This window comes from Methanoplanus sp. FWC-SCC4 (assembly GCF_032878975.1).
Lineage (GTDB): Archaea > Halobacteriota > Methanomicrobia > Methanomicrobiales > Methanomicrobiaceae > Methanochimaera > Methanochimaera problematica.
Genome location: NZ_CP043875.1, coordinates 206,196 through 228,783, shown reverse-complemented (window position 1 = coordinate 228,783; position 22,588 = coordinate 206,196). Strand labels below are relative to the sequence as shown.

Here is a 22,588-nt window from a genome sequence, read left to right as displayed (position 1 = left end):
GAGTTTCGAAATTTATATGGACAATATCCCTGAAGAAAACTGCACAATTGTTGTACCGGCCTACAACGAAGAGAAGAGAATTCTCAGATTTCTTGATGAGGCCCTCCTGTTTGGCGGCCGGTTCATCTTTGTCTGTGACGGAACCGACAAAACAGATGAAATTGTAAAAAAATTCGGAGAAGAAAATCCCGGACTGAAAATAAAGATAATCAGATCAAATACACGCCTTGGAAAAGGCGGAGGGATAATTGAAGGGATAAAGGCGGCTGAGACCGATTATGCAGGTTTTGTAGATGCAGACGGTTCGACTTCTGTTTCCGAATTAAAGCGTCTCTTCTCAGGGCTTGACCGTTATGACTGCGTTATTGGATCAAGGTGGCTTCCCGAATCAAAGGTTTCGGTAAAACAGTCACTTTCAAGGCGGATTCAGAGCAGAATTTTCAATCTTGCAATAAGGGTGCTCTTCTCTCTTCCGTATAGGGATACACAATGCGGCGCAAAGGTTTTTAGAAAAAAATCTCTTGACAGAATTCTGCCGGATGTTACTTCCAGGGGATTTGAGTTTGATGTCGAGATATTGTGGTGCATGAAAAAGGCAGGATGTAAAATTCATGAAGTTCCAATCAGCTGGAACGATATGGAACTCTCTCATGTCGGAGGAGGGGACGGAATTAAAATGATATACAATCTTGTAAAAATCAGATTTGGATAATGCGGGAAATGGCATGAAAAAAAACCTATTCGTAAGGGATGTAAAACCTGATAACAGAGTGGATTCACTTTTTTTAATAGAGAATGCCGACCTTAAAACAGGCAAAAAAGGAAAATACCTCACCTGCACCCTCTCAGACAGCACAGGAAAGATCCCATGCAAGATATGGGGGAGGTACAACGGAGGAGACCAGGAGATTGAATATATATACAAATCCCTTTTTGAAAATGCGGGCTGTGTATTCAGAATTTCCGGGAAGGCCGACTCCTACAATGAAGAGATCTATGTCAGCATAAACGAAGGAATCGAATATCTTAAAAATCCTGCCGAAAGCAAAGGGATAAATGAAGGCGACTTCTTGTTCTCACCAGCAGACATTGAAGGAAACAAAAAGGAGATCCTTCATCTGTCCGAATCAATATCAGATGAGGGACTAAGGAACATAGTCATTTCTGTACTCAAAAAAACAGACGGTTTCTTTGAAAAACCGGCGGCAAAATCAAAACACCATGATTACCCGGGCGGACTCTGCGAGCACACCCTTGAGGTTGCAAAAATATCAGTTTCAATATCAGAGGGAATATCCGGTTCCAACCTTAACAGAGATATCCTGATTGCAGGCGCAATTCTCCACGACATCGGCAAGTGCATGAATTTTGACAGAAAGGGACTCTCATTCCAGGCAAATTCCCTTTATTCTCTTCTAGGACACATTACTCCCGCATTGCAGATGTTGTCAAGGTATGAGGCTTTTACCGACAAAGAAACTTTCGGGGAGCTCATGCATATCATACAGTCACATCACGGGGATTACGGTGATATACGGCCACAGACACCGGAAGCATGGGCCGTTCACTTTGCCGACAATATCAGTGCAACCATTCATGAAGTAAAATCAGATCTTGAGCAGGTGCCAAAAGGCACAAGCACATGGGGAAAAAGGATTGAAGGGTATGTGTATAAATCCGCAAATGAGCCAAAGGAAAGGGCAACCCCAAAACCTCAAAAACATATTCCAAATCAGAAAAGCATCAACCAGTTTTTCTAAGTGGAAAGAGAATCAGGTTTTATATCATCCTTTTACTAATGAATAATGCAGTTGAATATGCAGGAAACATTTGATAAAATAAAAAGATCAACAGGGATTATTCTAGGGGATATTAAAGGTTTAATCTTAAAACCCGTCCCTTCACTTAAGAATCTCCGTAAGAGGACACCTATGGAGACTCTTCTTTATTCTGCCATAATAATTTTTATTTATTCATTTGGATTTGCAATAACAACATTCTACAACCTGGATACCCTCAGGAGTTTTTCATTTCTGGCAGGTTTCGGCCTGATAGAAATTTTTCTGATAATATATGCGATAATCTGGGGTAGTTTGATTATAAACACCCTGTTCCTCCAGATTTTTGTAATAATTGTGGAAGGAAAAAGAGGTCTTTTTGAAACACTTAAAGTAATTGTTTATGGAGGCACGCCGACTTACATATTCGGATGGATTCCAATAATCGGACTGTTAACAGGACTATGGGCACTTATTCTTGAAATACTTGCGATAAGGGAACTTCACGAAATATCCACAGGGCGTGCCGTAATTGCAATGATTATGCCGTACATTATCTTCCTCTGCCTTTTCATTTCATTTACATTAATGCCGGCTCCTGTTCCATTGGATGAATTTTTAACTTTAAATCTCCCTTAAAAAATTTTTTCCCGGATCATTTCAGGAAAATCTTTTTTCTTTGTTTTAAAGTGCAGCCGAAGATATGAACAGCAATATAACTTCAAAAATTTTGAAAGTCAAAGCCAAATAATTATACCTGTAAATCAATATAATCCATATTATTGAAATCAAAGGGGGATTTTAAAAATGGATGAGGATACACATTTCAAAATTTTTATATCACTGATTGTTATCGGGGCTGCAATCGTTGCAGGCATATTTGCCTACGCCATCTTCTTTTACGAGGGTGATCCGGCATATGATTCAGATGAAATAATCAAAGTATCAACCGAAGAGGAACTTGAAAGCTTTCTGAACACATACCAGAAAAAACACGAATATTCTCCGCTGGATTATCTCGGCGGGGGCTTTCTGACAACCCAGAAATCACAGGAAGTGGTTTATGCAACGGGCGATACGGCTCCTGTCCCGATGGAGGCACCACCCGTAACGCCCGCACCCACATTAGTGCCCACATCAGCACCGGTTGTTATACCGGATAGTGAATATGCTTCTGATTATTCCACAACCAACATTCAGGTTGAAGATGTAGATGAGGCCGACTTTGTCAAAAACGACAACAAATACATCTACATTGTGAAAAATAAACATCTGATAATTACCGATGCCTACCCTGCAAAAGATGCGGAGATTGTTTTTGACGGAAGGATTGAGGGAATAAGGGCACATGACATATTTTTAAATAACGACAGGCTTGTTGTCTTCGGAGAGAACAGAACGGAAGAGTGGAGAACACCAAAAGGGAGTGCCGCACCTGTGCTGTTTACAAATATCAATACAAACGCCTGGATCTACAATATAAAAGACAGGAAAAATCCTGAAATTCTTTATACAATCGAACTCCCGGGAGATTATGAGAATGCAAGAATGATAGGTAATTTTGTTTATGCCATTACCCAAAAATCTGTTAACAGATATGAGGAAAACCTTATTCCCGCCGTTAAGGTGAACGGTGTTGTTGCAGACAGGGCTGATATCTGGTGTCCTCCAATCGGGGAATACAACTATGTCATGTACACAGCCACATCATTTGACCTGAAAAATCCAAAACCTCAGTCAGAATCATTCCTGATGGGCTGGAGTAATACTTTCTACATGTCTAAAGACAACATCTACATGGCGTATTCAAGGCATACCCCGTATGAAGAGCCGGTATTTACAGGCGAAACCGACAATACAGGAGACATCCGTCTAAAGACTGTGATACACAGATTCTCAGTTGATAAGGGCGACATAAAATACGCTGCAACAGGCCTGGTGCCGGGGAGACTGTTAAACCAGTGGTCTATGGATGAATATGACAAAAACCTGAGGGCTGCAACAACGACTGATATTTCAGGAGGAGAAGGCCCGAACAGGTACAATAATGTCTATGTCTTAAATCCCGGACTTGAAATTATCGGTAAACTCGAATATATTGCACCTGACGAGAAGATATACTCTGCACGCTTCATGGGCGATCTCCTTTATCTTGTAACATTCAAGCAGATTGATCCATTCTTTGTAATCGATCTTTCGAACCCAAAACAGCCGGGGATTCTCGGGGAACTGAAAATCCCCGGATATTCTGACTACCTGCACCCGTATGATAAAAACCACATAATCGGTATAGGAAGATCAACAGAAGAGAACAAATGGGGCGGAGTCAGTGCAGCGGGATTAAAGATAGCCCTGTTTGACGTTACCGACCTGAACAACCCCGGACTTGTTGATAGTGTGGAAATCGGAGAGGCAGGGACAGAATCGCCTGTTTTAAGAGACCACAGGGCATTTTTATTTGACATACATAAAAATATCCTTGTATTGCCTGTTTATGAGGTTACCAAAATCCCGGTTGAAAACAGCAGATACCCTGATTCATACAGCAGAGGCACATGGAACGGCGCCTATGTATTTGGAATAAATCCTGATTCAGGATTTGAACTTAAAGGAAAGATTGAGCAGAGCAAAGCCGGGAATACATACTGGTATACAAATGATATGATCCAAAGATCACTTTTCATGGACAATGTCATATACACAATATCTAACGAGAGAATCATAATGAGCAGTATGTTAAAACCGGAGCAGAAAATAAACGAGATTATTCTCCCAAAAGACGGGGAAGTTTTTTACGGATACAATGTCTGAAAAATTTTCCTAAATTTCAGACAATCTCTTTTTTCCGTGTTTCTACCTGATATTTTTCATTGAAAGATGACTTCATCGATTCAAGGATGGACTGTTTCTCTTCAATCAGAGCTTTTTCTTCAAGTGCAAGGTTGTATTCATCAGGAGAGAGGGACCTGTCCGGATATTTGCTGTTGAATTCCTCCACCATGTCATCGATTTCGGCAGAGAGCCTGTTGAAATTTTCTCTTTCGTAGATATAATCCTTAAAGTCCTTTGGGTTTTCAAAAAAATGCCCTTTGAAATAATTGTCATTTTCAAAGACAAGGTATCCGCCGGTTGCCTCAACACCTGTCCAGCGCCCGGGGGATGTTTCTGCAAGAACCCAGGCATGCTGGTATTTGTTTGGGGAAACAGAGGAGTCATCAATGTTCCCTGCCGCAATTACGGCCCTGATGTCCGCTGTTTCAATAATATTCCAGATGTCAGTAACCATATCGGCACACATGAACTCCTCGCTTTCAAGGTACGTGTGCTCTTCATAATATTTTTTTACAATTCCATTTAAAATCCTTATTTTCTCAGCTTTTTCATCTTCTATTGCGAATCCAAGTTCAAAATACGATCCGTCAGGGTGCTGTACCCTTGCGGTGTACTTTCCTGCTTTAAAACCATCCGTTTGTAAAGTGTGATCAAAGCTCTCGTCACCGGACAGAATAACTTTGGATTTATATACTTCTTCCCCGGTTTTGTTGTAGACTATCAAAATTTCCGTCCCTGTGCTCCCGCCAAGTGAATAACCAGTAACCCTGATCTCATCACCTGCTGCAAATATTCCTGATCCTTTAATTCCGCCATAAACCCTCACTTCAGAATTTTCTGACAAATCCTTATAAAATTCAAGAGTTTTTCCGGATTCAACTGTAATATTGTCCCTGAAATTCGGGTATCTCGGATCATTGTATCTGAGTTCGATTTCATGGACTCCGGACCGGACAGAGTTGATTACACAGGGAGTTGTTCCCTTGTATTCACCGTCAAGGTATACTTCAGCACCAGCAGGGTAGGAATCAGCCTCAATACTTCCCTCAAAAAGACCAGGGGCTGTGCATCCTGAAGAAAAGACAAAAAGCAGTACCGAAATTACGAGCAGTGGTGTTCTCATGAATATAGGGAGTTAGTTGTAAATGACTGCATAAAATAATTTTTACATTTACCTGTATAATATCCGGATTGTAAGATTTACAAAAAGACATTTTTTTATTTTTATCAAACAAGTACTTTTTTAATGTTTACTCTTTCGGATTTTATAAACCTCCCACAGGATGAAAATATTGTTCAGGAATACGGAGGATTCACTCTAAAAAAACCACAAAACGCCGGACTCAATATTGCACTGACAACAAAACGCCTGATATTATACGGATTTACAAAAAAATCTGCGAAATCCGGGAATTTGTCGCTCATCCAGGAGATGAGAATTAACGATATAAAAGGCGTGGAAATATATGAAAAAAAAGTGCCGGAAATGCATCTGGCAGGCATCGGCATTTTATTTATGGCCGCTTCATTCACAGGATTTTTAAATCCGGCACCGTCCGTATTCCAGACTCTGGACACAATTTTGAAAAACCAGATCTCCGGAATATCGCTAATATTTTCAATAGGAATAATTTTTGTCATCCTCTCATTTTTGCTTAAGAAAAGGGAGCTGTCAATAAAATTCAAAGGCAGATCTGAAAATCTCAACTGCGGCATTTTCAGCGACAAAACCGTGATTGCCGGAGGTTCTGAAGAACAGAGGCTTATTAGGGAGATTGGAAGCGTCATCATGAATATTCAGGAAAGTTGTGAGGATGCATTATCGCACACTGGTGTTGAAGTAAATCCTGATGAATTTTTTGAAAAATCCCTGCCGGATGAAGATTCTGATGTTTTAGAGACAGAAGTTACAAAAGAAGAAAAAAATTTAGAAATAAAACCAAAAGAACCACCTTTGCAGTTAGATGAAGACTACGGGGATGACTTTTCAGAGTCACCTGATCTTTCCGGGAGCAAAAAATCAGAAAAAGATGATTATCTTTTTTAAAAATTTTATTTTCTGCGGATTCTCACAGATTCCGCATGTGCATGAAGACCTTCGGCATCTGCGAGGGTCTCAACAATATCTCCAATATCCTCAAGCCCTTCCCTGTCAATAATCTGAACGGTTGAGGTCTTGCAGAAGTGATCCACGTTTAATCCGGAGTATACTTTGGAGTACCCGGCTGTCGGAAGAACATGGTTTGTTCCGGATGCATAATCCCCGCATGCAACAGGTGCATAAGGCCCTACAAATATCGAACCTGCATTTCTGACACGGTTTAATACAGAGAGTGAATCAGATACCTGAATTGAAAGGTGTTCAGGTGCAATCTCGTCAATGAAGGACACTGCTTGTGACATACTGTCTGCAATTACGAAACCGGACTGTGCCAGAGCCTTTTCAATGATCTCGTTTCTCGGAGCATTTAAGAGAAGCTTTGATACCTCTTTGTCAACCCTTTCCGCCAGACTTCTGTCGGTTGTAACAAGAACACACGCTGCATTGGGGTCATGTTCCGCCTGTGCAAGTATGTCAGCCGCAATGAACTCAGGGTTTGCAGAAGAATCCGCAATAATTCCAATCTCAGACGGGCCTGCCGGGAAATCAATCTCAGCATGATCTCTGAGCATCATCTTTGCAGCGGTTACATATACGTTTCCTGGCCCGACAATCTTCTGGACAGGCTTTATGGAATCAGTTCCAAGCGCCATTGCAGCTATTGCCTGTGCACCGCCAGCGCGGTATATTTCAGACACACCTGCAATATCAAATGCAACAATAGTCAGGGGGTTTACAGGCGGAGGGGTGCATGCACAGATTTCACGGACACCCGCAACCCTTGCCGGAACAGCGGTCATAAGAGCCGTTGACGGATATGAGGCACGGCCTCCTGGAACATAACAACCGACTCTCTGAAGTGGTGTTGTCTTTACCCCGAGTGTGATCCCCGGCTGGATTTCACGCAGCCAGAGATCATTTCTTCTCTGGAGTTCATGAAACTCAGAGATTCTTGCCTCGGCTTCAATCAGATTTTCAACAAGGTGTCCGTCGACTTCATCATATGCCGCCTCTACCTCATCCTCTGTTACTGCCAGGCTTTCAAGTTCGACCCTGTCAAACTTTTTGGCATATTCAAAAAGGGCGGAGTCACCGGATTTGCGCACGTTTTCAACAATATCCGATACACTGTCATACACGCCTTCAAGACTTGAACGCCTGCCAAAAACCCATGAGTTTACATCCAGCTCTTTTAACATAAAAATCAGTATAAAAATTTGGATTCAGGAGAGAATTAATGTATCTGAAAAATAAAAAAAGCCGGTTTTGAGGGTTATCAGGAATCCTGCCCTGATCTGTACATCTCAACAGGAGCGGTTATCTCAAAGCGGGCACCTTTTCCTTCTGTTCCCCTCTCTTTGATCTCAATACCTGTAATTGCCAGGATCTCTTTTACAAGGAAAAGGCCATAACCGGTATTTGAGCCGTAGCCCTGATCAAAGATCTTATCCTTTTTAAAATCAGGAACGCCGTTCCCGTTGTCTTCAACCACCAGAACACCTTTTCCGTCATCGGCAATGTATGAAGTTACGCGGATTTTTTCTGCACCACCATGACGGATTGCATTTTCAAAAAGGTTGTATAATACCTTCTCAAACATAGGATCGACATAAAGCTCCATTGTTCCTGTGTCAACAGAAACATCAAGCTCTGAAAAAAGGCGGTTTTTAAGGACACTGCGGCAGACCCTGTCAACATTAAACCAGGAGGGTTTTTCTATGCCTAAGTCCTGGTAATCCTTTGTAAATTCGATTTTTTCAAGAATCTCCATACAGGCGGTAAATACCTTCTGAAGATACCCGTATGTCATCGAATCCTTTGGTATCTCATCGAGTTCTTCGATTAACTCCTCATATCCGATTATGGCCATCATCTGGTTTATGATGTCATGCCTTGTAACGGATGAGAGCAGATTAAGTTTTTTGTTGGCCTCGCTTATAGCAATCTGGGCATTTTGAAGCTCTGTGACATCATGATTTATCCCGACCATACGCAAAGGACTGCCTGAATCATCCCATTCGACAACCTCACCCCTGCATGTAACCCAGATCCATCCTTTGCTTTCAAAATCCCTAATCCGGAATGTTTCAATGATGCTTTTTGCCTTGCCTTTTGCACACCTGCTGAGTTTTGTTCTGAATCTTTCAGCATCATCGGGATGGATCATGATCTCTATGATCTCTTTAAATGAAATCGGGCTTTTTATTCTATATGCATAATTATTATAGAAACTTGGATCATGAATGACAAGATCCTTTTTTATGTCCCAGTCCCAGGGCCATTGTTTCGAACTTTTTAGTGCAAGCCTGAGTCTTTTTTCATTCTCCTTAATTGATCTGTTGACCATCACCTTCTCTGTGATGTCAATACAGACACCAAAGGATGTGTATATATTGCCGCCTTTGTCAGTATGATGTGTCCATTTTGAATTGACATATCTTATGCTGCCGTCAGAACGGATTATTCTGTATTCAACAGAACCGGGTCTGTTCAGTTCAACAGATAAACCAAATGCTTCAACTACTCTCTGCCGGTCATCAGGATGAATAACACTGACAAATTTTTCAGAATCGATGAACTGTGAATCCTTTATAATTCCAAATAGTTTGTAAACCTCGTCAGACCACTCTTCCATCCCGGTTTTGTGATTATATTCCCAGTACCCGAGCTCAAGTATTTCAGCGGCTTCTTTTAGCTTTTTTTCACTGATAAAAAGATTTTTTTCAAGTTTACAAAGCCTGTGCTTTTGAAGGGCCACCTCTATTGCCGCTTTTAGATCGCCTTCTCTGAACGGTTTTGTGATGTAGCCGTAAGGATTTGTCTCAAGAGCAAGTTTTACTGTTGCATCATCGGAGTATGCTGTCAGAAAAATAACAGGGATGTCTGCAATCTCATTTATTTTTTTTGCGGTAATTATACCGTCCGGATCACCCCTCAGATTTATGTCCATTAAGATAAGATCAGGTCTCTTTTCAATCGCAAGTTTTATCGCACCTTCTGAGTCAAATGCAGTCCCTGAAACACTATAACCATAAGAGAGTATCGTCTTCTTAATAGCCATGGCTAAAATCGCTTCATCCTCGACTATTAGTATGCTATAATTCTCTCCGGACATAAACTCAAATCCTGTGCTTTATTATATACTCCACGGATAAAAGCACAAAAAACTTCTATCCCAGGTATTATATCCCTGCAGATTCTTTAAGTGGTAATGGTTTCATCCCTGATAATATAGCAATTGCGTATTTGTCAATTCCCGACCATAATATGATAAAATATTCACTAACATTTAATTTCAAACCGTGTATATTATTTAAAAAAGGGGCATTATGTCCTAATATTTAAAATACTAATCAGGAAGCAGTTACTGTTTTGATAAATTTTAAAATATTAAGAGGAGCATGAAACGACACTCCCGGTTATAGAAGCGCAGAAAGGGAATAAGTTATTGATTTTCAGCGTAGACATCCCTTTTAAAAAGAGTCAGGACAACTTAGTGAGAATTATATTGAGATTTTTTACACTTTTTTTACAAGAGAGGTTTTTGTATTTCACCAAGGCCCCGCAAATAAACCGGCCATGATAAAACTGTTTATAGAGATGAAAACAAAATTAAAATAAATAGAGTTTCTGAATTCCTTTCAGACATCATAAAATGAAGGCCTTTTAAATGAACCAGATTAAAAAAGCGGTAATCCCTGTTGCAGGGCTTGGAACAAGGTTTTTGCCGGCGACAAAATCCATGCCAAAAGAGATGCTCCCCCTCCTTGACAGACCTGTCATCCAGTATGTGATAGAGGAAGCGGTAAGCTCAGGGATAGAGGATTTAATCCTTGTAACGGGAAGGGGTAAAAGAGCAATAGAGGATTATTTTGACGATTCCCCCGAACTTGAGATGCACCTTGAAAAGCACGGCAAAACAAGAGAGCTCGAGATTGTAAGGGACATCTCATCCCTGATTGACATACACTACATACGGCAGAAAGAGCCCCTGGGACTCGGGGATGCAATATTACGTGCTGAAAAACACATCGGAAACGAAGCTTTTGCAGTGCTCCTCGGTGATGATATAATTACAAACAGCCGCCCGTGCACTGCACAGTTAATTGACGTATACAACAGATACCGTTGCAGTGTCATTGCCGTTGAGGAGGTGCCATATGAAAAAATCAGCAGTTACGGCATTATCTGCGGAAGAAAAGTGGACGGCTCACTCTACCATCTCGAAGACATTGTTGAAAAGCCGGATCCAAAAGATGCTCCTTCAAATCTCGGGGCAATCGGAAGGTACGTATTTACTCCGGAGATATTTGACTGCATCAAAAAGGCCGGCACCGGAGTCGGCGGGGAGATACAGCTTACAGACGGCATAAGACTCTTAAAAGACATTCAGACCGTTTACGGATACTCGTTTTCAGGCAGAAGATATGATACCGGCGACAAACTCGGGTTTATGAAAACCCTGATTGACTTTTCACTTGATGATCCTGAAATTTCAGCGGATGTCAGGGAATACATGCAGAATATTCTAAAAATATCTTCCAAATAAAAATTCAGAGAGAATACTGCAAAAAAGGTTCATTAAAAGAAAAACAAGAGGCTTTTTCAAATGATTTACAAAACAGGCATTGACATGAATCTTCATTGATTCACAGCCAATGCATACAATATCTGATGAAAAAGCCAAATATCTCGTCTTTTAAGCCTGAACAGAGACCACTGTTCAGCAAATCACCCTCATATTTTTATATTAATAAATCAATTCCAAAATATATTATGTACAACATTATTATGGGGATACTGATAGTCATCATATCCTTTGCAGCGGGGATAGCCGCCGGCTATTTTATTATGAAGACATACTTTCAAAAGAGGTTTGTTTCTGCCGCTGTTAAATGCAGGGATGATGACTCTTTTGAACCTCTGATAACAGAAATCGAGGAAATATCATAATTTGGGGGGAGAAAATATGGATAGCGATCTAATAGGTTACCTTGGTCTGGCCATTGTTACATTCTGCTTTGGCCTTTTATGCGGATTTCAGGTGGCACATATAAAATACACAAAAAAACTTGCAAAGATGGTAAAGCGATGCATCCACTCAGGAACGATTGCACCCGTTTTGGTGGAATTAAAAGAAACCGATGATTTGTAAATTTCAGGGCAAAATCTTTCTTTTCTCCCCTGATCAAAAATACATTTACACTTTGAGAGGCAAATAATACTCTGATGAAAGCCACCGTTCTTGCCAGCGGAAGCAAGGGAAACTGCACATATATAGAGGGGGATTCAGGCGCAATACTCATTGATGCCGGCCTCAGTGCAAAGGAAACACTAAAAAGGCTTGAACTCTCAGATGGCAAAAAAGACCTGATCAAAGCAATTCTTGTTACACACGAACATACCGATCACATAAAAGGCCTTGATGTGCTTGCCCGGAAACTTGGAGTTCCGGTTATATCAACACAGGGCACACTCTGGGAATTTGAAGGCAAAAGAAAATCTGACAAGCCGATAACACTTGAGGCGATAAAAACAGGAGAGGAATTCTCTGTTGACGGATTTTTTGTCAAAGCATTTTCAACTTACCATGATGCATGTGACCCCTGCGGATTCTGCATCAGTGAAAATGACACCATGCTTGGTTTCTGTACCGATACCGGACAGATCACTGATAAAATGCTCTCATATCTTCAAAAATGCGATTCCCTCATACTTGAGAGCAACCACTGCCCCATAATGCTTGAAAACGGCCCATATCCCGTATTTTTAAAAGAGAGAATAAGGGATGTAAAAAGAGGGCATCTCTCAAACAACGCGGCATCTGAGTGTCTGAATAAAATGAACGGAGATGTCGGAGATGTAATTCTTGCACACTTAAGCGAGGAGAACAACAGGCCGGACAAGGCTCTTGAGACTGCAAGAAAGGGGACAGGCCTTTTTGCAGATAGTATAAACTTTCATGTCTCCCTTCAGCACGAACCGGCAAAAACTATTGAAATATAAACTATACAAAAATACGGACTTTAAATTATGGAATTTTTGGAATTTTCTAACATCTGCGAAAATCTTGAGAGTACAGGGGGCAGACTCGATACAATCGATATAATAGCTGAAGTTCTGCCAGGATTAAACGATGACGAACTCTCAGTATTCATAAGATTTCTAATGGGCAAAATATTCCCGGACTGGAGTTCGGAAAAGATCGGAATCGGGCCGAATCTGATATTCGAGTCTGTGGCATACGTTGTCGGGAGGAACAAAAAAGAAGTCATAAAAAGTATTTCATCCGCCGGAGATGTCGGCCGTGCAGTTGAAAAACTTCTTCTCAAAAAAGAGCAGACCTCATTTTTCTCAGAATCACTTGACCTGCTTGAGGTTTACAGGGATTTTGAATATCTCGCAGGTGTCGGGGGAAACAGATCACAGCGTGAGAAGCTCAAAGTCATAAAGAGGCTTTTTGCAAACGGAACCCCCTCAGAAGGAAAATACATCTCAAGGCTGATGCTTGGAGAACTCAGAATAGGGGTAGGCGAAGGAAATATCAGGGAGGCTATTGCAAAGGCATTTTCCGTTCCCCCTTCCTCAGTTGAACATGCACATCAGGCAGCAAATGATCTCGGAGAGATTGCGGTTCTTGCCAGAAAAGGCGAGGAAGAACTGCTCAAGGTTAAAATTGAACTTTTCCGGCCTGTAAAGATGATGCTTGCAAAACAGGGGACAATTGCAGGTATGATCTCTGATTATGGAGCAATTGCGGCGGAATATAAATATGACGGCACAAGGTTTCAGTTTCATAAAAAAGGTGACAGTTGCAGGATATACTCACGAAAACTCGAAGAGGTTACAGATGCACTGCCTGACATCTCCTCAATGCTCCTTTCTTCAACAGAGCATGATGTAATTCTTGACGGAGAGGTAATCGCAGTAAAAGACGAAAGACCAATGCCTTTTCAGTACGTCCTGAGGCGTTTTAGAAGAAAGCACGACATTGCCGATCACATGGAGACAATAAAACTCGTGCCAAATCTTTTTGATATTCTCTATCTTGACGGAGAGATGTTAATTGACCTGCCCTTTGAGAAAAGAAGGGAGATTCTTGAACAAAATGTCAGCAGTTTCATTGCACCGCAGATAGTCTCCAAAGATATCAATGAGATAGAATCATTCTACAAAAACGCCCTTGACGACGGCCATGAAGGTATTATGGTAAAGTCCCGTGCGGCACATTATACCCCCGGCATCAGGGGAAAAGACTGGACAAAGATAAAGCCGGCTGTTGATACAATAGACCTCGCAGTAATTGGTGCGGAGTGGGGAGAGGGAAAAAGGGCACACCTTTTTGGCTCTTTCCTGCTTGCATGCCAGGATGAAAGGGGTGAACTTCTTCCGGTCTCAAAGGTCGCAACAGGACTCTCTGATGACATGCTCGCATCCGTCTTTGAAATTCTCAAAGACCTCGTTATCACGGAATCCGGAAAGGAGGTCACATTTGAACCTGAACTTGTCTTTGAGGTGGGATATGCCGAAATCCAGAAAAGCGTCAATTACAGGGCCGGGTATGCTCTGAGATTCCCGAGGTTTATCAGATTCAGGGATGACAAGGGGGTTGACGAGATTGAAACCATATCTTCTATTATAGACAGGTTCACTGCACAGTCAAACAATAAATAAATCAACTCTTTTTCCCGATAATTGCAAAACCTTATTAACCGTTATATCTTTTTTTAACTGAGGATTCATATGTCTATAAAAAATAAAGCATGTATTGTAGGGGCAGTTCTGTTACTTTCCGCCCTTTTTGCACTGCCTGTATCTGCAGTCATTCAGGAGACAAACGGAATGGGAACCGTATTCTCTGTAAATGATCTTGAAAAGACAATCACAATCAATTCCGGTTATCAGTACACGATTACATACTCAGGCTCGACACCCAATGAAGAGTGGATAGAATCCACACAAAAACAGGTCACGGGAACAGTCCCTGATGATTCGGCACTTGACACATTTAAGGCAGGAGATCCTGTAAGATTCATCATACTCGGCGGTGACGGCGGCAGATATCTCGGTATTGCAAAGATGACAGAGGTTTCCCCAAAAGCAAGGGTAACAGATCTGATCGGTGATCCTGACAGAATGATATTCAAACAGCTCACAGGCGGTTACATCCTGTCAACAGAGACAGATCCAATCTGTTCGGAATGCACAGGGACAACATGCGAAGCTGCATTTTCCAACATAAAAGTGGTAAAGGACAGCGTCACACTTACAGAAGAAAAGCTCCTCCCGGGAAAGTCATATATATACGAAACCAAAAACCCTGAAGATTACGACTTTTCCATCCTATTTGTCAAAGGCGAGGCTGCTGCCAATATCTGCTCATCAACAAAGGACATGATGATGACAGGCCCGCAGCCGGTTTCAGTATATGAAATCCACATAACTCCGGGGAAACTTCCGGCAACAAAAACACCTGCAGCAGAGACACAGGCACCAACCCAGGAATCCCCCGGATTTGCGTTTCTGATCACAGCAACAGCAATCGCAGGTGCTGTTCTTTTCATTAAAAGGGACTAAAAAATTAGATGAAGGATATTTCCTTTCATTTTTTAGAATTTTTTTACTTTTTTGATCTAAAAATCAAAGAGTGTTTTCTGGGTTTTTATCTCGTGTACAAGACCTGAATTTGCGAGCCATTTATCAGACCCGAGAATTTTTGAAACAGAGTTTATACCTTCATTTAAGTTTTCACATTTTAGAGGTCCCGCCTTCATTGCCGCACGGGCGGCTTCCCTTATGACCCATGTTCCAAGCGGCGCCCAGTATTCTCCCGTAACCTGCCTGACGACAATTACCCGGGCACAGCGCCTTATGCCTGACAAATATTCAAGAACGGCAAGTCTTCCGGAATAATATGCCCCTGCAATAGGGGAATATTTGGATTTGTTCTTTTTGTTCTCCCCATCGGCAACGATTACCTCACTATCCCCGGACCAGAGGCTGTTCTTCTCCCAGATTTCAACCATCTCATACTTCCAGTCGCCGGGCACCAGAAGACAGATTATCCGGTTTGCATGGACCATACCGGTAAAAACGAGGACATCCTCAAGAGGCGGATACTTCATCACCTCACTTTTCATCCGCTTTGATACAGTATCATCGATTGCCGTTATCCCCCACTTTGTAGGGACAATATGACGGTTTGACCCGGTGCCCAGAAGACCGGCTGTCAGAATGTTCTGGATCCGGTGTACATCCACGCCTCCCTTGTAGAGTTCATAAATTCCTTCCGTTGCCTTTAAATCAGTATCAGAGGTGATTTTGTCAACGATGCGGGCAACACTGGCATTATCAAGAATATCCATCTTTTTTATATCCCCCGAAAGCCCTACCGGCGCAAGTGTGCCGTCAAATTTCAGATCAAAATTTACAGGCTTTTCAAACGCAACCTCAACATCAACAGGAACTGAGGAGAGAGCGACTTCCTGAATGTTGTCCTCAAGCCGGCCTTTTATTGCCGTTCCGCGAATCGTCCGGGACCTTAAGGAGACGACATCGTCAATTGAGTAACCCCTCTCAACCCATATTTCCGGATTGTCGTTCTCCTGTATCATTAACGGCCCGCCTGATACATTCGGATACCCGTAGCTTCCGACAAAAACAGAGGGGCTCTCACCCATATAGTTGTCAACCGGCTTCATGTTGACTTTTGCATGGAAGCGGCTGACAACAGGGCACCTTAAAAGGCCGCAAAAACCCCTTCCCTTGCACTCAACACAAAGACCTGCCCGCTTCATCTTCCATCAAATACCCTTTCAGCCCTTTTTCCAAGATACAAAAGAACACTCTCAACAAACTCATTCCATCCATAAACACAGGGAAGACCAAACTTTTCCACAATCTCGACACCGACATCGTCATCACGCTCACCATTTAAGGAGATAATGACAGAATTGGGTGGATACGATTCAGGGACAATATGATCACAGTCACCATCTGTTACACCAAATACCGGTATCCCGAGATGAGAGCAGATATGACAGCATACCGCTGTGGTATCATCGCCGACTGATAAAATGCCGGCAGTATTTTCATCGGTTTTTTCATAACATTCGTGTGCAGAGTGATCAACGACACAGATATTCCCGGATTTATTTTCCGGATTAACGCTCCTGGCAGATTTATTTCTTATAGCACCGCTCTTGCACCACAAATCTCCGGGGTTAGGTTTTCCCCGTCTTAGCAGTTTCTCAATACCGTGCTCTTTAATCAAAATTCCTGAGACTGCACGGATGTTATCCTCAAAAACCTCAATTATTACTTCAGAGGCCGTTGCCTGACCGATTACAATACCGTTTACAAAAACAGGCTCTCCGGCAACACATCCCCTTATTCTTTTGATGTTACCGGATACACACGCCGAACCATCACCCGATGAAACATTACGGATTTCAAAGCCCGTCACTTCAAAGAGATAATTTAAAAGCTCCGGGTCTCCAAAATCCCAGTTGTATATGATACTACCTTTCAATCCGTTCTCTATATGCAAAAGACCCCGGGGATTTATTCTTCCTGCAACAATTTCCCCGAATATTCTTCCGGATTCCTCATTTTTGCCTGAGTTGACCAAAAAGAGAGGCATCTTTGGCGGGACGGAATTAATTATGGCAGAAGGAGGTATTCCCGGACAGACTACCTTTAGCCCGGACTCTTCTGCCGCAGTCCTTGCCATAATGCCTGCGGCAATTATCACTGAGGGTTTTGTTTTTTCTGCCATGGTTTTTGCAAAGCCATTGTCAAACGGTTCAGGGCCGTGAACAATCATGACAGGCCCTTCTTTTTTATATTCTTTCATGAAATTTCAAAAAAATATTCAGAGAATGTATGAATAATCCCCAATGCCCGCCTTCATCTCACCTTTAACAGGTATCCAGCCGGAGACAGGCCCTTTGAGATTTACTGTTATCTTATCAGTGAAACTGTTCTCCTTTGCGGAGAAGACATTCCATTCATTTTTGCCTGTCGTTGAAATTATGATTTTAACATCAGTATCAGGCTTTGCATCGAATTTTGCATAGATGTATGAGTTATAAAAAATCAGATCACCTGATTTTGTTATCTCTGATTTTGGATTTAATGTATATTCATTCAAAACGGGGCTGACTGTATCAATCAAAACATCCGTATCGGCCTCTGAGCCGAATCTGCCATTTCTGATGCTTTTTGATGTGACTTTCATCATCATGCTTTCCTTTGCACCGAAAAGTTCAAAGTCCATCTCACTTCCGGATGAATATCCAAAACCGTCAACAATCCTGACTCCCGGGAGGGAATTTCCTTTCTTTGACGAGACCGGCAGGAAAAGCGTTACATCCGATATTACATCGGATGAATCAATCATCACATCGTATGTGTACGTGCTCTTTACATCAGACGCGACTAACAAAAAGCCGTCAGGATATACTGTCCCGATAGCGCTTATTGCAATGAAGACTGCAATAGCAAATCCTGCAATTATTACAAGCATTGTTTTTACATTTTCATTCATCAGTGTTTCACCTCATTTCAAAAATCCGGATATTATAACAATTCATCAATCACTTTCATCGCATTTACCTTTCCATCCTGCTTTATGAAAAGGTCAATCATATTAGGGGGCTTTAATTCAAGAGCATCATCAATTGCATCGCTTAACTTCCTTTTTGTCACACTGTTTCCCGGAAGCATGATACCGGCGCCGATCTCCTCAATTTTACGTCCGTTGTTCCACTGCTCCGGATGGTAGGGATCAATTATCATGACACAGGGCTTGTTGAACAGAAGCGTTTCATGCAGACTTGTAAGACCTCCGTGAAGAATATTCAGTCTTGATTTTGACATGAAGTAAAGCAGGTCAGGCACGTATCCGTGCGTTATAAAATTCTGAGTCTCTCCGGGAAGTCCGGGTGTTGTTGAAAATACATCAAATTTATGATACGGCCTTTCTTTTGATATTTCATACAAAAACTCATAGAGAGGAAGTTTAAAAGGCTCCCCGCCAAAACTTGCGAATATGTTCTCGCTTGAGACATCATACATTGAAGGCTCTACATCCATTATCGGCCCGATAAACCTGTATCTGGATCTGTCTTCAGGAGGTATTTCAAGATTGTATGAACTAACAGAGTTTGGGGGTGCAAAATCCGGTACCAGAACTGTATCCGGAAGTGAGAGATATTTCTCAACAATATTGCTTAAGGCATGCCAGTGTGCCGAATCCTGATCAGAGGCCGAGGCAAATTTGTTCTGGTTTGTAATGAAGAGTGATGGTATACCTTCCATCTTTGCGGCTCCGACCGATGCATACATGGTGTCGGCAATCAGGAGATCAATTGAATTTTCCCGAATAAGACTTTTTATATGCATAAATGACCGGAACAGGTCAACAATCACTCCCTTTGAAGACCAGAGAGTCTTTGAAAGGCTGAAATAACCGCAGTCACCCTCAAGACTGACTTCACGAACAGTTTCAAACGAAGTGTATCCGTCCTGTTTTTTTATAAAATCATATGCCTTCCCATATGAGGCAAAATAACATTTATGACCATATCTCTCAAAGTAACGGGCAAGCTTTGATGTACGGGAGGCGTGACCAAGCCCCTCACCGCATACAACGAAAAGTATTCTCATCAGATTCCTCTTATATTCGGGCTAAATTTAAGTAAAATATCAATAATGCCATTCTAATTTATTATTACATGAATTATTAGTCAATATGATGCAAAAAGGGTTTTTGTAAAATCATTAAATTACAGGATTCTCACTTGGTTATTGCATCAACAATTTTACCAACTACAGGAGATATAAAGAAAGCAACAGGAAATGCGGCAGCAAATCCTGTGATAAAAGAATTCCCCCATTTGAAAAGAAAATCCTCACAAAAACCGCATAATGTCCATGTAATTATTGCAGACATTATTACAGACATCGCAAAGGACATCAGACCTGCAAAAAGGAACGGGTAATATTTCCGGTCTATTTTACGCAATGTGCCATACTCTCCCGATTAGAATAAATCTTTTTTAGGAATCCTGTCTTTAAATAAATTTGTGAGAATACAGAAAATTTAACACTATGTTAAAGAATAAAATACAAAAAAATAATTCTGAAGCAAGAATTTTAAAATCAAAAGAATAGTGGGCTCGTTGAGATTCGAACTCAAGACCTCCGCCGTGTCAAGGCGACGTCATAAACCAGCTAGACCACGAGCCCCTTTTTACTGCCTTAGTGCTCTATAATATCTGTATCCTAAGCTATAAAAACAATTCTCTTTGAATGTCATATACATATGATAAAATAATAATGCGGGATAATTCTCAAATAAGTTTTGGTAAATATGCAACCAGTTCATCTTTAAAAAAATCATGAAAATAGTGTTTTTCAAAGTCCGGCCTATTCCAATTTATGTTTCTAAAATAACTCTCAAATACCATAAAGGAATATTTTTATTCTAATCAGGAATAATACAAAAGAGTTTTAAAACAGGTGAAAAATTTTGAAAATTTTTATAAAAGCTGCATGCCTGATCTTTCTTTTATTACTTACCCCTCCACCTGTTAATGCAGAATCAGATGATCTCCACATCACATATATTGCAGCCTGTGATGAAAATTTTCCACCCTATGAATTCAGGGATGAAAACGGCCTCCCTTCAGGGTATGATATTGACATTTTAAACGCAGTTTCAGACGAGATGGGGCTTGAAATCAAAATAGTCTGTATGCCATGGAATGAGGCAATAAAGGAATTTGAATCCGGAAATGTAGATCTTCTGGCAGGAATGTTTTATTCAGAAAAAAGGGAAAATTATACTGATTTCAGCATTCCTTATAATGTTGTTTCGCACTCCGCTTTTATCAGAACCTCAAGCCCTGATATTAATTCCCCAGAAGACCTGCGTAATAAAAAAATCATTGTGCAGTCAGGGGACATAATGCACGAATATCTTTTAAATACAAATCTTACCGCCAATATAATTGTTGTTGAAAGTCCACTGGAAGCACTTAAGCTTCTCTCTTCGGGTAGCCACGATGCAGCTTTGATTTCAAAGCTTCAGGGACTGTACTTAACTGACAAATATAATATTGAAAACATCAGATCAACAGGCCCTCTAATAAAGACACCAAAATACAGTTTTGCAGTAAAAAAGGGCAACAGGGTTCTTCTGGGAGAATTAAACGAAGGACTGTACATCCTTGAAAACTCAGGAAAATCTGATGAAATCTATGAAAAATGGTTTGGCGTATATGAACAGAAATCACAATTTGAAGAGGTTATAAAGATCCTTTTCTGGATAATAACTCCTTTTATCGTCCTTTTGGGAGTATTATTCCTGTGGTCGGCAACTCTTAAGAGAAAAATAAATGAAAAAACTGCAGAACTCTTAAAAGAACTTGAAGAACGAAAAAAAGCAGATATAGCACTAAAAGAAAGTGAAAAAAAATATCGTGAGGTCTTCAACAACGTCACAGAAGGAATTTTCCTGAATGAATTTGAGGATGGAAAACACACAGGAAAAGTAATTGAAGTAAATGACATAGCATGCAGACGTCTTGGATATTCCCGCGATGAAATACTCAGTATGCCGGCAAAAGATATTCAGGATTTAGGAATACTCCCCGAGGCCGGCTCTGTTGGTGAAACACTAAATAACGGATATGCATCTTACGAGACAATGGCAAAAAGGAAGGACGGCAGCACATATCCGGTAAACATTAACAGCCGTATCTTTGAATTAAACGGCAGGAATGTTGTCATATCCCTTGTAAGAGATATAACTCAGGAAAAGGAATCACAAAAGCGGGAGGCGAAGGCACTCAGACAGATAGAGAAGAACCTAAACCAGCTTGCAATATTAAATGACCATATAAGAAATCCTCTGGCGGCGATTGTAGGGTATGCCGACCTTGAAGATGGAAAATACTCTGATAATATAATAAACCAGGCCGAAGAGATTGACAAAATTATTTACAGGCTTGACAGGGGATGGCTTGAATCTGAAAAAATCAGCGCCTTTTTAAAGAAGTATTACAGTATTGATTCAGAAAAAAACAATGAAGAAAATGAATGAATTTTTGAAATTAATATTTTTTTATCCAATTGATAATTAAACAACCATAACAGAGCCTGTTTTAATAATTATAAAATATGCTAAAATTGCAAGCAAAATTACCACAATAAGCAGCATTACGGGAATTAAAACTGCAAGTAATGCTCTTTTTGTTGATACCCCGTGAAATTCACGCAGTGCGATAACCTCAAGTACAAATAACCAGATCCATGCGACAATGTTTACAAGAGGTATCCATCCTATCAGTGCAAAAGGCGTAAACGAATAAATTGTGGCTTTTATAGTCTTTTCTATACCTTTTCTTCCTCCCAAAATGTAAATACACACATGAAAAATAAGTGATATGACAATAAGACCAATGACTGCTGTGATTATTGAATATAATATTGAAAACAGCCCGGTTAACAGCGAAATTATCACAATCAGTTCCAAATTCATACCCGGATAAAAAAAGCTGATTACCCCGACAATAAACATGTTTACAATCCCGGATAAACATGAAAAGACAGAAATTATCGCTATAAAATACGGAATTGTGGTTTTTAATGGCTCATCATGGCAGCTTTGGAATGTTTCTATCGGATTTAATATGATGCCCTTAAACTTTTGATAAATATCCGAAAGCATTGAAGAGAGGTATTCCAAACATTGTATTTCTATTTGTTGAATTAAACCTGAAAAAAATCTGATTTTAAAAATAGCAGAAATTTGACCCTCCCAAATTCTTTTTTCTCATAAATCCCGTATGGGACTTTATGAGAAGAAAAA

21 protein-coding genes and 1 tRNA gene are annotated in these 22,588 nt (G+C 40.8%); 12 read left to right on the top strand and 10 right to left on the bottom strand.

Annotation, left to right across the window (positions count from 1 at the left end; genetic code table 11):
- Window positions 1–16 precede the first annotated feature (16 nt).
- From F1737_RS01055 to F1737_RS01040, 4 genes are all read left to right on the top strand, one after another.
- Window positions 17–712 carry a glycosyltransferase gene (locus F1737_RS01055; RefSeq protein WP_317136936.1) on the top strand — a complete coding sequence of 232 codons (696 nt, stop codon included), beginning with the start codon at window positions 17–19 and terminating at the stop codon, window positions 710–712.
- Between the two features lie 13 nt (window positions 713–725).
- Window positions 726–1,760, top strand: a complete 1,035-nt coding sequence (locus F1737_RS01050) for an HD domain-containing protein (RefSeq protein WP_317136935.1) — start codon at window positions 726–728, stop codon at window positions 1,758–1,760.
- Between the two features lie 57 nt (window positions 1,761–1,817).
- The gene (locus F1737_RS01045) at window positions 1,818–2,417 is read left to right on the top strand and encodes a YIP1 family protein (RefSeq protein ID WP_317136934.1); all 600 of its coding nucleotides are present in this window, start codon (window positions 1,818–1,820) and stop codon (window positions 2,415–2,417) included.
- A 168-nt stretch (window positions 2,418–2,585) separates the two neighbouring features.
- Entirely contained in the window at window positions 2,586–4,589 is a 2,004-nt protein-coding gene (locus F1737_RS01040) for a beta-propeller domain-containing protein (protein ID WP_317136933.1), read from the top strand.
- Between the two features lie 16 nt (window positions 4,590–4,605).
- On the opposite strand, the gene F1737_RS01035 is transcribed toward F1737_RS01040, so the two are convergent.
- Window positions 4,606–5,733 (bottom strand): PEGA domain-containing protein, encoded by a 1,128-nt coding sequence (locus tag F1737_RS01035; RefSeq protein WP_317136932.1) that lies wholly within the window; start codon window positions 5,731–5,733, stop codon window positions 4,606–4,608.
- Between the two features lie 123 nt (window positions 5,734–5,856).
- Between F1737_RS01035 and F1737_RS01030 the strand changes: the two genes are divergently transcribed.
- Window positions 5,857–6,657 carry a hypothetical protein gene (locus F1737_RS01030; RefSeq protein ID WP_317136931.1) on the top strand — a complete coding sequence of 267 codons (801 nt, stop codon included), beginning with the start codon at window positions 5,857–5,859 and terminating at the stop codon, window positions 6,655–6,657.
- Window positions 6,658–6,662: 5 nt separating this feature from the next.
- Here the strand turns inward: F1737_RS01030 and hisD are convergent, their stop codons facing one another.
- Complete coding sequence (gene hisD, locus F1737_RS01025; protein WP_317136930.1) at window positions 6,663–7,910, bottom strand: histidinol dehydrogenase; 1,248 nt, start codon at window positions 7,908–7,910, stop codon at window positions 6,663–6,665.
- Window positions 7,911–7,987: 77 nt separating this feature from the next.
- Complete coding sequence (locus F1737_RS01020; protein ID WP_317136929.1) at window positions 7,988–9,826, bottom strand: hybrid sensor histidine kinase/response regulator; 1,839 nt, start codon at window positions 9,824–9,826, stop codon at window positions 7,988–7,990.
- A gap of 555 nt (window positions 9,827–10,381) precedes the next feature.
- Here F1737_RS01020 and galU point away from each other — a divergent pair.
- The 6 genes from galU to F1737_RS00990 all read left to right on the top strand — a co-directional run bounded on the left by galU (window position 10,382) and on the right by F1737_RS00990 (window position 15,288).
- Window positions 10,382–11,260, top strand: coding sequence for a UTP--glucose-1-phosphate uridylyltransferase GalU (gene galU / locus F1737_RS01015; RefSeq protein WP_317136928.1), 879 nt, complete (start codon window positions 10,382–10,384; stop codon window positions 11,258–11,260).
- Window positions 11,261–11,487: 227 nt separating this feature from the next.
- Window positions 11,488–11,664, top strand: coding sequence for a hypothetical protein (locus F1737_RS01010; RefSeq protein ID WP_317136927.1), 177 nt, complete (start codon window positions 11,488–11,490; stop codon window positions 11,662–11,664).
- A gap of 16 nt (window positions 11,665–11,680) precedes the next feature.
- Window positions 11,681–11,866, top strand: a complete 186-nt coding sequence (locus F1737_RS01005; RefSeq protein ID WP_317136926.1) for a hypothetical protein — start codon at window positions 11,681–11,683, stop codon at window positions 11,864–11,866.
- Window positions 11,867–11,940: 74 nt separating this feature from the next.
- On the top strand, window positions 11,941–12,717 hold the full coding sequence (locus F1737_RS01000; RefSeq protein WP_317136925.1) for an MBL fold metallo-hydrolase: 777 nt from the start codon (window positions 11,941–11,943) through the stop codon (window positions 12,715–12,717).
- A 27-nt stretch (window positions 12,718–12,744) separates the two neighbouring features.
- Window positions 12,745–14,385, top strand: coding sequence for an ATP-dependent DNA ligase (locus F1737_RS00995; RefSeq protein ID WP_317136924.1), 1,641 nt, complete (start codon window positions 12,745–12,747; stop codon window positions 14,383–14,385).
- A 69-nt stretch (window positions 14,386–14,454) separates the two neighbouring features.
- Window positions 14,455–15,288, top strand: coding sequence for a hypothetical protein (locus F1737_RS00990; RefSeq protein WP_317136923.1), 834 nt, complete (start codon window positions 14,455–14,457; stop codon window positions 15,286–15,288).
- Between the two features lie 56 nt (window positions 15,289–15,344).
- On the opposite strand, the gene F1737_RS00985 is transcribed toward F1737_RS00990, so the two are convergent.
- From F1737_RS00985 to F1737_RS00960, 6 genes are all read right to left on the bottom strand, one after another.
- A complete protein-coding gene (locus F1737_RS00985; RefSeq protein ID WP_317136922.1) occupies window positions 15,345–16,508 on the bottom strand; it encodes a hypothetical protein in 1,164 nt (387 codons plus the stop codon).
- Window positions 16,505–17,566: a DUF2117 domain-containing protein gene (locus F1737_RS00980; protein ID WP_317136921.1), complete on the bottom strand. Its 1,062-nt coding sequence runs from the start codon at window positions 17,564–17,566 to the stop codon at window positions 16,505–16,507. The genes F1737_RS00985 and F1737_RS00980 overlap by 4 nt, the downstream gene beginning before the upstream one ends.
- Before the next feature lie 18 nt (window positions 17,567–17,584).
- Window positions 17,585–18,259, bottom strand: a complete 675-nt coding sequence (locus F1737_RS00975) for a hypothetical protein (RefSeq protein ID WP_317136920.1) — start codon at window positions 18,257–18,259, stop codon at window positions 17,585–17,587.
- Window positions 18,260–18,291: 32 nt separating this feature from the next.
- Window positions 18,292–19,380, bottom strand: a complete 1,089-nt coding sequence (locus tag F1737_RS00970) for a glycosyltransferase family protein (protein ID WP_317136919.1) — start codon at window positions 19,378–19,380, stop codon at window positions 18,292–18,294.
- A gap of 130 nt (window positions 19,381–19,510) precedes the next feature.
- Window positions 19,511–19,738 (bottom strand): DUF2798 domain-containing protein, encoded by a 228-nt coding sequence (locus F1737_RS00965; protein ID WP_317136918.1) that lies wholly within the window; start codon window positions 19,736–19,738, stop codon window positions 19,511–19,513.
- Window positions 19,739–19,887: 149 nt separating this feature from the next.
- Window positions 19,888–19,962 (bottom strand) — tRNA-Val (locus F1737_RS00960).
- 283 nt (window positions 19,963–20,245) lie between these two features.
- Here F1737_RS00960 and F1737_RS00955 point away from each other — a divergent pair.
- On the top strand, window positions 20,246–21,820 hold the full coding sequence (locus F1737_RS00955; protein WP_317136917.1) for a transporter substrate-binding domain-containing protein: 1,575 nt from the start codon (window positions 20,246–20,248) through the stop codon (window positions 21,818–21,820).
- 36 nt (window positions 21,821–21,856) lie between these two features.
- Here the strand turns inward: F1737_RS00955 and F1737_RS00950 are convergent, their stop codons facing one another.
- Complete coding sequence (locus F1737_RS00950; protein ID WP_317136916.1) at window positions 21,857–22,447, bottom strand: Yip1 family protein; 591 nt, start codon at window positions 22,445–22,447, stop codon at window positions 21,857–21,859.
- Window positions 22,448–22,588 lie beyond the last annotated feature (141 nt).

Excerpts from the sequence above, each read along its gene's own strand:
- hisD (WP_317136930.1), bottom strand. The coding sequence starts at position 7,910 with ATGTTAAAAGAGCTGGATGTAAACTCATGGGTTTTTGGCAGGCGTTCA.
- F1737_RS01050 (WP_317136935.1), top strand. The coding sequence starts at position 726 with ATGAAAAAAAACCTATTCGTAAGGGATGTAAAACCTGATAACAGAGTG.
- F1737_RS00985 (WP_317136922.1), bottom strand. The coding sequence starts at position 16,508 with ATGAAGCGGGCAGGTCTTTGTGTTGAGTGCAAGGGAAGGGGTTTTTGC.
- F1737_RS00970 (WP_317136919.1), bottom strand. The coding sequence starts at position 19,380 with ATGAGAATACTTTTCGTTGTATGCGGTGAGGGGCTTGGTCACGCCTCC.
- F1737_RS00995 (WP_317136924.1), top strand. The coding sequence starts at position 12,745 with ATGGAATTTTTGGAATTTTCTAACATCTGCGAAAATCTTGAGAGTACA.
- F1737_RS01055 (WP_317136936.1), top strand. The coding sequence starts at position 17 with ATGGACAATATCCCTGAAGAAAACTGCACAATTGTTGTACCGGCCTAC.
- F1737_RS00980 (WP_317136921.1), bottom strand. The coding sequence starts at position 17,566 with ATGAAAGAATATAAAAAAGAAGGGCCTGTCATGATTGTTCACGGCCCT.
- F1737_RS01020 (WP_317136929.1), bottom strand. The coding sequence starts at position 9,826 with ATGTCCGGAGAGAATTATAGCATACTAATAGTCGAGGATGAAGCGATT.
- F1737_RS01010 (WP_317136927.1), top strand. The coding sequence starts at position 11,488 with ATGTACAACATTATTATGGGGATACTGATAGTCATCATATCCTTTGCA.
- F1737_RS01035 (WP_317136932.1), bottom strand. The coding sequence starts at position 5,733 with ATGAGAACACCACTGCTCGTAATTTCGGTACTGCTTTTTGTCTTTTCT.
- F1737_RS00990 (WP_317136923.1), top strand. The coding sequence starts at position 14,455 with ATGTCTATAAAAAATAAAGCATGTATTGTAGGGGCAGTTCTGTTACTT.
- galU (WP_317136928.1), top strand. The coding sequence starts at position 10,382 with ATGAACCAGATTAAAAAAGCGGTAATCCCTGTTGCAGGGCTTGGAACA.
- F1737_RS00950 (WP_317136916.1), bottom strand. The coding sequence starts at position 22,447 with ATGCTTTCGGATATTTATCAAAAGTTTAAGGGCATCATATTAAATCCG.
- F1737_RS01005 (WP_317136926.1), top strand. The coding sequence starts at position 11,681 with ATGGATAGCGATCTAATAGGTTACCTTGGTCTGGCCATTGTTACATTC.
- F1737_RS01000 (WP_317136925.1), top strand. The coding sequence starts at position 11,941 with ATGAAAGCCACCGTTCTTGCCAGCGGAAGCAAGGGAAACTGCACATAT.
- F1737_RS01030 (WP_317136931.1), top strand. The coding sequence starts at position 5,857 with ATGTTTACTCTTTCGGATTTTATAAACCTCCCACAGGATGAAAATATT.
- F1737_RS00975 (WP_317136920.1), bottom strand. The coding sequence starts at position 18,259 with ATGAATGAAAATGTAAAAACAATGCTTGTAATAATTGCAGGATTTGCT.
- F1737_RS01045 (WP_317136934.1), top strand. The coding sequence starts at position 1,818 with ATGCAGGAAACATTTGATAAAATAAAAAGATCAACAGGGATTATTCTA.
- F1737_RS01040 (WP_317136933.1), top strand. The coding sequence starts at position 2,586 with ATGGATGAGGATACACATTTCAAAATTTTTATATCACTGATTGTTATC.